Annotated in this window: 12 protein-coding genes; 2 read left to right on the top strand and 10 right to left on the bottom strand. The window is 32.2% G+C overall.

What is annotated here, in order from left to right; translation table 11 throughout:
- Position 1: 1 nt before the first annotated feature.
- The 3 genes from B3I31_RS00600 to B3I31_RS00610 form a co-directional block, all read right to left on the bottom strand.
- Complete coding sequence (locus B3I31_RS00600; protein ID WP_125349436.1) at positions 2-901, bottom strand: tyrosine-type recombinase/integrase; 900 nt, start codon at positions 899-901, stop codon at positions 2-4.
- A gap of 82 nt (positions 902-983) precedes the next feature.
- Positions 984-1178, bottom strand: a complete 195-nt coding sequence (rpsU, locus tag B3I31_RS00605) for a 30S ribosomal protein S21 (protein ID WP_038331168.1) — start codon at positions 1176-1178, stop codon at positions 984-986.
- A gap of 68 nt (positions 1179-1246) precedes the next feature.
- Positions 1247-2389, bottom strand: coding sequence for an acyl-CoA dehydrogenase family protein (locus tag B3I31_RS00610; RefSeq protein WP_291059283.1), 1143 nt, complete (start codon positions 2387-2389; stop codon positions 1247-1249).
- 239 nt (positions 2390-2628) lie between these two features.
- Here B3I31_RS00610 and B3I31_RS00615 point away from each other — a divergent pair, with 239 nt between their 5' ends.
- Entirely contained in the window at positions 2629-3273 is a 645-nt protein-coding gene (locus B3I31_RS00615) for an OmpW/AlkL family protein (RefSeq protein ID WP_286495079.1), read from the top strand.
- Positions 3274-3371: 98 nt separating this feature from the next.
- Here the strand turns inward: B3I31_RS00615 and B3I31_RS00620 are convergent, their stop codons facing one another.
- The 5 genes from B3I31_RS00620 to B3I31_RS00640 form a co-directional block, all read right to left on the bottom strand.
- Entirely contained in the window at positions 3372-4301 is a 930-nt protein-coding gene (locus tag B3I31_RS00620) for a cation diffusion facilitator family transporter (protein WP_125349438.1), read from the bottom strand.
- 58 nt (positions 4302-4359) lie between these two features.
- Positions 4360-5988, bottom strand: a complete 1629-nt coding sequence (gene pruA, locus B3I31_RS00625; RefSeq protein WP_291059281.1) for an L-glutamate gamma-semialdehyde dehydrogenase — start codon at positions 5986-5988, stop codon at positions 4360-4362.
- 113 nt (positions 5989-6101) lie between these two features.
- On the bottom strand, positions 6102-6821 hold the full coding sequence (locus tag B3I31_RS00630; protein WP_291047729.1) for a DUF1003 domain-containing protein: 720 nt from the start codon (positions 6819-6821) through the stop codon (positions 6102-6104).
- Positions 6822-6887: 66 nt separating this feature from the next.
- Entirely contained in the window at positions 6888-9449 is a 2562-nt protein-coding gene (locus B3I31_RS00635) for a hypothetical protein (protein WP_291047727.1), read from the bottom strand.
- A complete protein-coding gene (locus tag B3I31_RS00640; RefSeq protein WP_286495084.1) occupies positions 9446-10435 on the bottom strand; it encodes a hypothetical protein in 990 nt (329 codons plus the stop codon). Before B3I31_RS00640 ends, B3I31_RS00635 begins: the two co-directional genes overlap by 4 nt.
- A 100-nt stretch (positions 10436-10535) precedes the next feature.
- On the opposite strand from B3I31_RS00640, the gene B3I31_RS00645 reads away from it, so the two are divergent.
- Positions 10536-10895 carry a DUF2200 domain-containing protein gene (locus tag B3I31_RS00645; protein ID WP_219033767.1) on the top strand — a complete coding sequence of 120 codons (360 nt, stop codon included), beginning with the start codon at positions 10536-10538 and terminating at the stop codon, positions 10893-10895.
- A gap of 5 nt (positions 10896-10900) precedes the next feature.
- Here B3I31_RS00645 and B3I31_RS00650 read toward each other — a convergent pair whose 3' ends face one another.
- Positions 10901-12157 carry a type IX secretion system plug protein domain-containing protein gene (locus B3I31_RS00650; RefSeq protein WP_291087364.1) on the bottom strand — a complete coding sequence of 419 codons (1257 nt, stop codon included), beginning with the start codon at positions 12155-12157 and terminating at the stop codon, positions 10901-10903.
- Between the two features lie 84 nt (positions 12158-12241).
- A complete protein-coding gene (locus B3I31_RS00655; protein WP_291071916.1) occupies positions 12242-14656 on the bottom strand; it encodes an alpha-ketoacid dehydrogenase subunit alpha/beta in 2415 nt (804 codons plus the stop codon).
- Positions 14657-14690: the final 34 nt, after the last annotated feature.

Consider the following 14690-nt stretch of genomic DNA (forward strand, 5'->3'; position numbering starts at 1 on the left):
ATTACTCTTTTTTGTTCTCACGCGGGTGAGCTTTGTTAAACACTTTTTTTAAATTTTCTATACTCCCATGTGTATAAATTTGAGTCGATGACAAACTTGAATGCCCTAAAATATCTTTTACTGCATTCAGATCTGCTCCTGAATCTAACATATGAGTCGCAAATGAATGCCTCAACATATGAGGACTTTTTTTATGTTTTACACTTATAAGACTAAGATAGTATTTTACTTTCGAATAAACAAGATTATCGTACAAAGGTTTTCCTTTTTCTGTTACAAAAACATTCGTACATTGTAAAGTAATTTCGTTATGTTTTCTAGTGTTATAATTCGCCAAATCCTCTAACAGAAAGGTAGAAATAGGAATTATGCGTTCTTTATTTCTTTTTCCAAGAACTTTTATAGAAAGTGTATTCGGATCGATATCATTTTCTTTCAAACCAATTAATTCGGCACGTCGAATTCCTGTTTGATACATTACATCAATCATTAATCGATCACGTAAACCTTCGAATGTGTCAGGGAAAAATTCATCATTATTCAACAAATCATTCAATTCTGCTTCTGTAAAAGGTACTAAAACTTGTTTATTTTGTTTAAGTGAATGAATTTGCTCGATTGGATTAATGGAAAGATGATTTTCTTTGACCAAATATTTATAAAACGTTCGTAAAGCGCTTAATTTGCGATTAACTGTTTTCTCAGACTTTTCTAATTCTGATAAATGCATCACAAATGCACGAATATGATTTTTTGTTGCAAGTTGTATTTCTGACGAATTTTCTTCTTGTTGATAGAACTCAACAAAATCGTCCAAATCTCTTTTGTAGCTAGTAATTGTTAGCGTAGAATAGTTTTTCTCGAGCGCTAAATAATCTAAGAATAGTTGAATAAATTCCATAAAAAAACCTATTCATCAAAGTTACAACTTTAACAAATAGGTCAACAGAAATTAATTTCTTTATATCGTTTAAAACGGCAATTTATGCTTCCTCCTTTTCGATTAAGGCTTGTTTGTAGATTGCTCTACTCATCTTAATTCTATTTGTAACAGAAGGTTTTGTAAATTGTTGACGTGCTCTTAACTGACGTACAACACCTGTTTTATCAAATTTTCTTTTGTATTTTTTTAGAGCTCTTTCGATTGACTCTCCGTCTTTTACTGGTATAATCAACATAATTTTATCTATTTCTTTTTGAGATGGCAAATATACAACTCTTTAGTAATTAAACAAATCGTTTTGTATTAATCTTTCAAAATATTTCTTCCAATCACTAATTTTTGGATCTCAGTTGTTCCTTCACCGATTGTACACAACTTAGAATCACGGTAGAATTTCTCTACTGGAAAATCTTTTGTATATCCGTATCCACCAAATATTTGAACTGCTTCATTCGAGATTTTAACACACGCTTCCGATGCATAATATTTTGCCATTGCACCTTCTGTCGTCATTGGTTTTTTATGATTTTTTAAATAAGATGCTTTACGAATTAATAATTCTGAAGCTTCGATTTCTGTAATCATTTCAGCCAATTTAAAGTTAATTGCTTGGAAATTTGCAATTGCAGTTCCAAATTGATGACGCTCTTGTGCATATTTCAATGCTGCTTTATAAGCTCCTTTCGCAATTCCTAAAGATAAAGCTGCGATCGAGATACGACCACCATCTAAAATCTTAAGTGCTTGCTTGAAACCATCACCAACATTTCCTAAACGATTTACATCCGAAACACGTACGTTATCGAAGATTAACTCTGCCGTTTCCGAAGCACGCATTCCTAATTTATTTTCTTTTTTACCCGATGTAAAACCTGGCGTTCCTTTTTCTATTACAAAAGCTGTCGCGTTATTTTTAGCTCCTTTCTCTCCTGTTCTTGTCATCACAACCGCAACATCACCAGAAATTGCATGTGTAATAAAGTTTTTTGCTCCATTAATCACCCATTCATCACCATCTTTTACAGCTGTTGTAGACATTCCTCCAGCATCAGATCCTGTGTTGTGCTCTGTTAATCCCCAAGCACCAATCCATTCTGCTGTTGCTAATTTTGGTAACCAACGTTGTTTTTGTTCTTCGTTTCCGAATTCTAAAATATGATTTGTACAAAGTGAATTATGTGCCGCTACAGACAAACCGATAGAAGGATCAACTTGTGAAATTTCATCTACAATTGATACATATTCATCATATGACAAACCACTTCCTCCATATTCTTCTGGAACAACGATTCCCATGAATCCCATTTTTCCAAGTTCTTTGAAAACTTCAACTGGAAAAGTTTGAGCTTCATCCCACTCCATTATATTCGGTTGAATGTATTGTTTTGCAAAATCTCTTGCCGATTGCGCGATTAATGATAAATTTTCATTTTCTAAGAAATCCATTTTTTTGAGTTTTTTTGTTTTTTTATGACTTTCCTCCAAAAGTAATAAATTTCTATTAAGTGAAAAGTTTTTCTTTTACGATTATTTTTACTCATTAAAAATAATTGACTATCAGCGTGTTTAAGTTAATAATATCCTTAAAAAAAACAAATGTTTAAAGTCATTTTCGGAAATGATATTTGACATTTTAATTCGGATGAATTAATCCGAGTTTTGTTTCGAAAAATAAAATAAACATTATGAAAAAAGGACTATTAATATTAGGAGCAATCTTTGCATCAACAATTTCATTTGGACAAGAGGCTAGTGAATTACATATGCGTGTAAGAGCAACTGGTGTAGTTCCTATGGAAGATGCTAAAATAGAAGCAATAGGTGGAAATGTAGCAGTTACAAACAATCTTATTCCAGAAATTGACTTTACCTATTATATTACAAAAAATATCGCGGCCGAATTAATCTTAGGAACATCTAAACACGAAGTTGTAGCGGTAAATACTGCATTAGGAAATTTAGATTTGGGACGAGTAATGCTGTTACCTCCAACTCTTAATGTACAATATCATTTGTATCCAACCAAAAACCTAAAACCTTATGTTGGTGCTGGAATTAATTATACAATCTTCTATGATCAAGGGCAAGGAAAAGGGAGAAACGCAGCCGTAACTAGTGTAGATTACAAAAACAATGTAGGTTTCGGATTTCAATTAGGATTTGATTACAAAATCAATGATAAATTATACTGGAACGTAGATGTTAAAAAATTATACTTAAACACAGACGTTACAGTTGGTGCAGCTTTAGACAAACAAGTTTATGTACCAGCAGATGTAGATCTTAATCCTTGGTTAATCAGTACTGGTATTGGTTTCAAATTATTCTAAAATCGACCTTTTATATATATTATGATTTTTTATTAACCAACTAAAAGATCAAAAAGAGAAGCAATTGCTTCTCTTTTTTTATTTAATATAATTTATTTTTACTCCTCCACTCTTTTATCTTCGATGTGATTTGTTCGAAAATATTCTCGAACCGAGACAAAAGTAGGCTCTATATGCACTAATACATCTTTTACTTGTGGCATTTTAGCTTGTACAGCATCTTTCAGATCATGACTAATTTTATGTCCTTCCACCACCGAAATCGTTCCATCGACTATTGCATGTAAATCGACATAATAATTCATTCCATTCTTACGCACATTACATTTTTCAGTCGCCATAACACCCGGAACATGCGAAGCGATTTCTCTAATTTGTTCAATTTCATTTTCGTACAATTGCTCATCCATAATTTCTCCCAACGCAGGTCGAAGGATTTTGTACGCATTATATAAAATAAAACTTGATGCAAAAAGTGCTGCAACATCATCTGCTGCCTCCCAACCTGGTCCCATTACCAATGAAATCGAAATTCCGATAAACGCCATTAACGATGTAATTGCGTCCGAACGATGATGCCAAGCATCTGCTTTTAGAGAAGAACTATTGGTTTCAACACTTTTTCGCATTACATACTGAAACGATAATTCTTTGAATAAAATAATTCCTCCAAGAACTAATAAGGTAAATGGTTTGGGCTGATGATGTGGTGTAATAATATTGTTAATACTTTCTTTTGCAATGATAATCGCAGAAACAATAAGGAAAGTAACCACTAAAAATGTGATTAACGCTTCTGCTTTTCCGTGTCCATAAGGATGATTTTCATCTGCAGGTTTTGCAGAATACTTTAGTCCAAAGAAAACAAATATAGAAGAAAAAACATCTGCCGAAGACTCGATTGCATCTGCAATAAGTGCGTAAGAATTCCCAAAATAACCAGCCAAAAACTTAATTCCAGCCAAAGAAGCGTTTCCTACAATACTAAAAATTGAAGCTTTGATTGCTTTTTCCGAATTATCATTCATACCAAAAAAATAAGCCCTACAAATGTAAGGCTTATTCTAATTTTGTATCTCGAAAATATTATTTTTCTAAGAATGGGTATTTGTAATCTTTTGCAGGAACAAATGTTTCTTTGATTGTTTGAACAGAAGTCCAACGTAACAAGTTCATTGCAGAACCTGCTTTATCATTTGTACCAGAAGCACGCGCTCCACCAAATGGTTGTTGACCTACAACTGCACCTGTTGGTTTATCGTTGATGTAGAAATTTCCACAAGCATTTTTCAATGCTTTAGCAGCTAATTCTACAGCAGCACGATCTTTCGCGAAGATTGATCCTGTTAATGCGTAAGCAGAAGTTTCGTCAACTAATTTTAAAGTTGCTTCAAATTCATTTTCATCATAAACATAAACTGATAATACAGGTCCGAAGATTTCTTCTACCATTGATTCATATTTAGGATTCGTTGCTTTGATAACTGTTGGTTGAACAAAATATCCAACTGAATCATCATAAGTACCACCGATTACAACTTCAGCTTCAGAAGATGCTTGTGCACGATCGATATATGCTTTAGATTTTTCGAAAGAGTTTTTATCGATAACCGCTGTCATGAAATTAGAGAAATCCTCTGGAGATCCTAATCTAACAGTTGCTAACATTTCTTTCATTTGTTTCTCAACTTCGTTCCATAAGTTAGATGGAATATAAGCACGAGAAGCAGCAGAACATTTTTGTCCTTGGTATTCAAATGCTCCACGAACTAAACCTACAGCAACTTCTGTTGGACAAGCTGATTTGTGAACCATTAAGAAATCTTTTCCTCCTGTTTCTCCTACGATACGTGGATAAGTTCTGTAATTGTTGATGTTATCTCCAATTTGTTTCCATAAAGTATTGAAAACTTTTGTAGAACCTGTGAAGTGTAAACCTGCGAAATCTTTGTGTTCTAAAACTGTTTTTGCAGTTTCTGCTCCATCAGTTAAGATCATGTTGATTACACCATCTGGTAAACCAGCTTTTTTGAACACTTCCATTGTTACTTTAGCAGCTAAAGTTTGTTTATCAGAAGGTTTCCAAACTACAACGTTCCCCATCAAAGCCATACAAGATGGTAAGTTACCAGCGATTGCAGTAAAATTGAATGGAGTAATTGCGAAAGTAAATCCTTCTAATGGACGATAATCTACACGATTCCAAATTCCAGGAGAAGAAATTGGTTGATCTGCATAAATTTCTGTCATGTATTGTACATTGAAACGTAAAAAGTCAATCAACTCACAAGCTGAATCAATTTCTGCTTGCATTGCATTTTTAGATTGACCAATCATTGTTGCAGCATTTATTTTTGCACGGTAAGGACCAGCAATCAAATCTGCAGCTTTCAAGAAAATTGCCGCTCTATCTTCCCAAGGCATTGCAACCCAAGCTTCTTTTGCAGCTAAAGCTGTATCAATCGCTTTTCTTACATCATCTTGTGTTCCTTCGTGGAAATAACCAACAACTTTTTGGTGGTCATGTGGAGGACGAATTTCTTTTTTATTTCCTGAAAAAATTTCTTCAGAACCAATGTATTGAGGAACTTCAGTTACCTCGTTAAACATTTTTTTGTAAGCGTCTAATAATTGCGCACGCTCTGGTGTTCCAGGAGCATATGATTTTACCTCTTCGTTAACAGCGTGAGGAATTTGAGCAAATGATTTTGACATTTTGATTATTTTGTTTGTTTATACTTTTCAAAGTTCAAATTTAAGAAAAATAAATGGAAATGTTTCAGTTCAGATAATTAAGTCTTTTACCACTTTAAACATAAAATCATCCATTATTCTTCCTTTTTATTTTCTTTTTTATCTTTTGTATGAAGAATTTGATTTTCGATATTCTCTAAATATTGGATTTGCATTTCCTGTATTTCTAATAATTTCTTATTCTGATGAACCAATAAATGATCTATTTTTTCGCTTAATAATTTTATTTCCAATTCAGCTTTCAAGTTAATTTTATAATCATGTTCGGCTCTATCACGGTCTTTATCTTCTTGACGATTTTGACTCATCATAATAATTGGAGCTTGTATTGCTGCTAAACAAGACAAAATCAAATTGAGTAAAATAAATGGATAGGGATCAAAACCTTTGTTGTGCAACATCCAAAAATTAAGAAACATCCAAACCAATAAGAAAATAAAAAACGAAATAATAAATGTCCAACTTCCTCCAAAAGACGCTACTTTATCTGCGATTCTATCGCCTGTTGTCAATGGCTTTGATGTATTTTCTTTTATATTTTCGGAAAGAATAGAATTATCACGAATTGCTTCTACTACATCTTGATCCAATTTTTCCATTTCACCTTTTTCTTGCGAAATCAAATTTGCAAAAAATTGACGACGATATTTGTTCAATATTTTTATCGAAACATAATCTTCTTCGGTAATTGCTGGATAATCTTGCTCAATCAATTTAAAAATCTCTTGCTGAATTTCTTTTCCTTTTACAGCTTCGTAGCGATTAATTGGTTCTTGAGTTACAAAACATTTCATAATAATCTATTTTAGTCAAAAATCACATCACAAAAAACGCTCCTAAAATTAGAAGCGTTTTAATTATTAAAAGTTATTTGTGTAATAATCGAAATATTTACAATTTGATTTTATTTCTTGATATGTTTTCGTGTCCGAATATTGTTTCAAATTTTTAAAATTAGAACGATAATTTGCCACTTTAAACGCTAAAATTTTATCTTCGTTGTCATATTGATTTTCGTACAAACGTTTCAACACAGGATCTTTTGCATTATAAAATCTTCCTTGTTCATTCTTAGACAATGCAAATAAAATTTGCGCTTTCATTTCTTTGTCTTTTGTCGAATCAAAAGCTTTTTTCAAATAATTTTCTGACGGCGTAAAATTATCTACGTAGTTTCCACCCCAACCGAAACTTTTGTAAAAGAAGTTGCTTGTCGCTTCATATTGATCACCATAATTATTAAATTTTGGTCCATTATCATTGTTTCGATCAAATGTCAACAAATAACGATAATAGCCTAAAGTCGTCGTATTGTAAAAGAAATTCCCCAACAAATAATTCGCTTTTGCAGCTTCTTCGGTATTCTTCTTTGCTATTTTATTCAATTCAATCATCGCATTTGTCAATTCTAATTTTGACATTTTTGGTTTGATAAATTTAAATTCATTCAAATAAGGAGTTGCGATCACTTGATTTTCGTCACAATTAAAACATTCAATCTTATTATATCCAAAGATTTTATTCGGAATATTATGATAACCATCAAACTGATTTTCTACCCAAGTTTTGCTTTCTTTTTCTGTTGTATAATCGTAATCATAAACAAAATAAGCACTTTCTGACGTGTGATATTTTTGATCAATCTTCTCAAATTCTTTTTTCGCCAAATCAAATTTCATTTCGCCTAAATACAATGTTCCTTTGAAATCGGCTAAATAATCTGATAATTTAAACTGAATTTCTTTTGATTTTTTTGTTCTCCAATCCCATGAACTCGATTTTACTTTTGCATTAATCAAATATTTTTCGAAAGCTGTTTTATTCGATTTTTTATCCAATTTATCTAAATCATTGATAATCGCCCAATCTGGATTTGAACCTAATTGTGTAATTTCATTATGAATCAAAAATGCTTTTCCTTTGTCACCTTGCAAAAAATATCGATTTGCTAAAACATCTAAAATCACATTTTTCAAGTTCATTTTTTGATCATCTTCATCCGAATAACCATAGACATCTTCTGGTAATTTTGGATATTCATAATTCAAAATCGACGCATATTTTTGCATCAATTGATTCTCAAAACTATCTGTAATTTTCTTTTGTTCGAAAATTTCTAATAAAATTTCAATCACTTTTTTCTGTTGTTGAAATTCTTTCGAAGTTGAATTTACTTTGGTTAAATACGTTTTTGTTTCCGCAAAATTTTTGTTCAATAAATTCAAATATGCCACCGATAATTTCCAATATTCTTTGTCGTCAGCTTTTATCGCTTGTGATTTTGCCAGAGCAATCAATTCATTAATCTGAACTTCATCTTTTGAATCTTCGGGGTTACTGTAATAATTGCCATTTGTTTTTACAGGTAAATATAAATCTGTATATTTTTTTCGTTCTTGAGAAGAATTCCAATAATAATCTTCAGGATTTTGTTGCAAATATTCGCGTTCAATTAAATTAATAGAACGTGCAAATAAAATTCTCGCTTGTGGCGCATTTACATCATTCGCAATAATTTTTTTCGCAGGAGCTAACGGATTCGAAAAATCATTATAACCAATCAATAAATACAAATCATTTTTTTCTTGAATCGTTTTGGCATTGGCTAACATTTTCTCATAATTCAAATCTTCTGTCACGCGCATCGATTGATAAGCACTCATTTTTCGATCATTCGAATGAGAAAAAACTTCGAAAAAGTCATAATTCGCCTGAATATAATTTCCAAGTGCACGCTCCGCTCCACCTTTTTGATCTAACGCATAATAATACATCGAATTTTTGAGTCCTTGCGACGCCACATACATATTAAAATAATTGATAGCGTCTTTATATTCGTGGAAATAATGCGCAAAACGCACCAATTGATAACCGTAACGAACTTTTAATTCTTTGTCCGTTTCTGCATTCCAACTTTTCTTTAGAACCTCAAGAACTTTTCTATAGTTTAGATTATTGACATTTTTTTCTGGACGATCTACATACGACCATTCACCATTATCGATATAATAAAAAGCCATATAAGGCTCTAAATACTTGGCATACGACAAGTAAAGTAAACTTTGCTTATTCTTTTTTACCCAATCTGTTGTCGCAAAATTATAGTTCGTATTGGACGATTTTCCATTCTTTACCATCAAATCAATTTCTTGTTTCGATACTTTAAAAACCAACTCAAACGCTTGCTGATAGCTAATTCCTAACGTTTTTTGCCAATCCAAAATATTCTCATTCTTTTGATTTGCATCCATCGTATAATATGGATTATCCAACGTCATCAAAAATGGCTGATATTGAGGCGCTTCGCTTAAAGTTTGCGAAAAAAGATTGTAGTAATAATAATCTTCTCCACCTCCATCAGCACACGCAAATACTTTGGTTAAACCAAAAGTTAAGCATAAAGTAAGTACTATTTTTTTCATAATTGTGTTGGTATTGTTTTCAAAAATTTTGAGTCTAAATGAAAATAAATCAAGCGATAATTGTAAGATAATTTTGTATCGATAAATGATTTTGTTTCAATTAATAATTCAGGAGAAATCATTTCAACTTTTATTGTAAAACCTTTGCTCACATAAAAATTTCGTACAAAAAAATCATCTTCCACTTCATAAAATCCATTTCTGATTTTCTTTACAGGTTTTCCTATCAAATCTTGCTCCGAAAAAGAATTGATTAATTTTATTTTTCCTTGATGATTTGTCAAAATTGCCCACGAATAAATTGGCAAAGCAACATCTAATTTGATTGGATAATCGTTCAAGTTTTTTAAATAATCTTTTGCTATTTTCAAATCTAAAATCGAATTATTTTCAGATTGATCAGTTGGATTTTCGGTTGCATAACACATCAAAACCATTTTATCCAAAGGCGGAACTCCTTCTTTGTCTTTAAATTTGACTTGATGCAAACGCAAAGTTGCCGAAAGTTTTTTGCCCGAAATATGTTTCAATTCCGACAAAAACATAAAATAATTTTCGCGCGTAGATTTCGTCCAATCACAATCTATCTGAATTTCATTGAAACTTTTTAGATTTCCTCTTTCAGCCGTTTCACTCAAAAAATTATACACATCTTTTGCTAAAATTTTGATTTGATCTTTTGATGTATTCAGAAAAGTTTGATTGGTAATAAAAACCGTCGGAATATAATTGACATTGAGTTTCGTTGCATCAAAATTCTGAATAATTCCAACTGGAGAAATTTTATTCAACTTTTTATCCACATCAAAAAAACGAACATAAATATTTTCCACTTTTAGTGAATCAACCGCTTTTTTCTCTGTTTCATTCACCGAATAATTACTTCGCCAATAATAAAAATCAATTGGTGATTTTTTGGTTTCAGAAGTACATCCAACCAAACTAATTATCGTAAACAGTATTAAAAATCTAAATAAAAATTTCATACTCAAATTTAACTCAAAATCTATAAATCACAATCGATGAAAATAGTGAGATTTTATCAAATTAATTGTCGAAATTTATCCTCTATAATATTCTTAAAAAATGAATGATAAAAATTTTCAGCGTGTAATCGAAATGTCTTTTGCAAGTGTTTATCCGCATTACATCACAAAAGCAGAAAAGAAAAACCGAACAAAAACGGAAGTTGATCAAATTATTTTTTGGTTAACAGGTTATACTGAAAAAGATTTGGAAGAAATTTTAACGAAGAAAACTAACTTTCATGATTTTTTTGAAAATGCACCAAAGTTTAATCCAAATGCAACTAAAATAAAAGGTGTGATTTGCGGTTATCGTGTGGAAGAAATTGAAAATCCATTGATGCAAAAAATTCGATATTTAGACAAATTAATCGATGAATTAGCCAAAGGAAAAATAATGGAAAAAATTTTGAGAAGTTAAGCTACTTATCTCCTCGAATTTCCAGTTCCATATCCCATCAACACATCGTATCGTTGTCCCCAAGGGCGATAGTAAAACAATGCTTGATATTGATTTTCGGTTTGCCAAAAACTTCCGCTCACATAACTTGGATCGATTTTGCCTGTTTTGGTATTTTTTACGACATATTGATAATTGTAATAACCTTGTTTCAAGAATAATTCGGTTACCCAAAATCCTGCATCGTCTTTTTCTAATTTCGAATTTTCATCAATTTCCCAATTATTAAAAGCACCTACAACATACGGAACGTATAATCCATTTTGATCTTCGAAAGCATCTAAGGCAAAATAAACCCATGAATAATCTGCTTCAGAATTTGCTGCATATTCGTTTCCATAACGGTTATTTCGGATATAAAAATTACCATTAATGTCTGGATAATCATCATAAGGTAAATTATATTTCGGAATATCTGCACGCAAAACAGTGTGATAAACACTATCTTTTCTGAATGTTTTTTCTGTTGTTAAACTCGGAACTTCTAAATTTTTGTTATCAAACCAATTGTATTCTGCACCACCGTCAAACAAAATATTAGTATCATTATATGTTAATTGATTTGGACGAGAAAAAGATGGTCGATTGACAAAATAACCTTCGTTCCAATTGTTATTTTTCATCAAAAATAATCTTGCACCATCAGGAACTTCAGTTAAATTTTGTGTTCCACTCGAAACTTGAACTTGCAAACGCTGATTCAATTCTTTTACGGTTGGATTATTGTAACGAGAAACCATCACTCCAACATCCGCAATTGGTTGATAAACGGCAAAACGTTTCGTGAAAATTGGGTTTGAATCATTTTCTAAATACACTTTTAACACATAATTTCCAGGTAATTTTACATTCATTTGATCATTCGGAAATTGAATTTGATAATTGGTATATTTTTGATACGTATTGAATGAATTCTTATATGTTCGCGCATAATCAGCATTAACACCATTTAAAAATTCGGTTTGAAAAATATTCGATTCTGACCAATCTGCATTTCTGTGTTCAATAGAATATTGATAACGCTTATAACCTGCACTAATATCATCAAAAAGAAAAATTAATCTTTCGCTAGAACCTAACTTGATAACGGGTGTATTATCGTTTGTTTGCGGATTAAAAACTTGAACCGTCTTGATATTCTTTAGAGGAATTACATCTTGAAATTGCCCAAAAAGAATTGAAGTCAATAGACAAAGTATAATCGAATAGAATTTCATTTTCATTATAATTTTGATTGTTAAAAATACAAAAAAAGCGCATGCCTTTTTGAAAAAGACATACGCTTATATAACTCTAAAATTTATTTTTTAGTACAAAGCAGGAAACTCGTTTGGTTTCGCTTCGCGCATTAGTTCATAGACTTGTTCTGTAATATCATCAACAGAAGGTTTTGAAAAATAATCTCCATCAGTCGCATACGCAGGACGGTGAGCTTTCGCTGTAATCGTCAATGGTGCGCTATCTAATGTAAAATATCCACCTTGTTTCTCGATAATTTCTTGTAACAAGAATGCACTTGCTCCACCTGGAACATCTTCGTCAACAATAACTAAACGATTCGTTTTGTTCAAACTTTTTGCAACATCTGCATTGATATCGAAAGGCAATAAAGATTGTGCATCAATTACTTCAACAGAAATACCTAGTTGCTCCAATTCTTTCGCAGCATCCATCACAATTCTCCAAGTAGAACCGTATGTTAATAACGTTACATCTTTTCCTTCTTTTGTAATTTCTACTTCACCTATTGGCGTTGTAAATTCTCCAATATTAGTTGGTGCAGGTTCTTTCAAACGATAACCATTCAAACTTTCTACAACAATTGCAGGCTCATCTGCTTGCATCAATGTATTGTAAAAACCTGCGGCTTTTGTTAAATCACGTGGAACTAAAACATTCACGCCACGAACCAAATTCAAAATTCCTCCCATTGGCGAACCTGAATGCCAAACACCTTCTAAACGGTGACCACGCGTTCTGATAATCACAGGCGCTTTTTGACCTCCATTCGAACGATAAAGCACAGTTGCCAAATCATCAGAAATTCCTTGTAAACAATAAAGGATATAATCTAAATATTGAATTTCTGCAATTGGACGTAAACCACGCATCGCTAATCCAATTCCTTGACCAAGAATTGTTGCTTCGCGAATACCTGTATCCGAAATACGATCGATACCATATTTTGCTTGAAGACCTTCTAAACCTTGGTTTACATCACCAATATTTCCAGCATCTTCACCAAAAACTAATGCCTTTGGATATTTTTCGAAAATTTTATCAAAGTTATCACGAACAATTACACGACCATCTTCTAACGCTGGATTTTCTCCAAACTCAGGTTTTACTTGTGGTACTTGAGTTGCCGTTCCTGAAACTAATTTAGTCGAATAGATTTCTTCTTCGCGCTTCATTTTGGCATCTAACCAAGAAATTAATTCAGCTTTTGTAACTAAATTTTCTGAACGTATTAAACGAATTACTTTACGAACAGCTCCATAAACATCACGTTTGAAAGGACTTTTCTTTGATTTTAGATTACTAATTTCAATGTTGATAAAAGCACCGTTTGCACTTTCTAAAGCAATTTTCGTTAATAATTCTAACGCTTCATTTTTCAAATCCAAAATTGGATTCAAATAATCGTCCCAACATTGTTTTTGAGAAGCTTTTACTTCAGCTTTTACTTCAGCTTCTAATTGATCCAACTCTTCCGCAGAAATAATTGCTTCTGAATGATCTGCAAATGCTAAAATATATTCACGGAATTTTGAGATTCCATCAAAATCTTTTTCCCATGTCAAACGCTCCTCTGATTTATAACGCTCGTGCGAACCAGAAGTCGAGTGACCTTGTGGTTGCGTACATTCTTGCACGTGTACAATACACGGAATGTGATGCTCACGCGCAAATCTTTCTGCACGTGTATACGCTTCAATCAAAGCAGGATAATCCCACGCTTTTACAGTAATAATTTCGTAACCTCTTTCTTCTTCCGTTCTTCCGAAACCTGATAACAATTCAGAAAGATTCGATTTTGTACGTTGAAATTTAGCTGGCACAGAAATTCCGTAACCATCGTCCCAAATAGAAACAACCATTGGCACTTGCAAAACTCCACCTGCATTTATAGTTTCCCAAAAATGACCTTCAGAAGTACTTGCATCTCCAATTGTTCCAAAAGCAATTTCATTTCCGTTCACAGAAAATTGTTGTTCTTCGTCTGATTGAGGAACATTTCTAAAATATTTTGAAGCTTGTGCTAAACCTAACAAACGTGGCATTTGACCAGCTGTTGGCGAAATATCTGCACTCGAATTTTTTTGTTCTGTTAATTTTTTCCAAGAACCGTCTTCATTTAAAGAACGTGTTCCGAAGTGAGATGTCATTTGACGACCTCCAGATGAAGGTTCTTTCTCTAAATCTGTTAAAGCATATAATTGTGCAAAAAATTGTTCAACTGTTAATTGACCAATTGCGAACATAAATGTTTGATCGCGGTAGTATCCAGAACGAAAATCTCCATTTTTGAATACTTTTGCCATTGCAATTTGTGGTAATTCTTTTCCATCACCAAAAATTCCAAATTTTGCTTTCCCAGTAAGTACTTCTCTTCTCCCTAAAAGACTTACTTCGCGAGACATAAAAGCCGTCTTGTAATCATTAATGATTTGACTTTTAAACTCTTCGAAAGTAATTTTATTTACCTCTTTTGTTTCCATTTCTTTTGTTTGTTGCATCACAAATTTAACAAAA

This window comes from Empedobacter sp. UBA3475 (assembly GCF_002378465.1).
Taxonomy (GTDB): domain Bacteria; phylum Bacteroidota; class Bacteroidia; order Flavobacteriales; family Weeksellaceae; genus Empedobacter; species Empedobacter falsenii_B.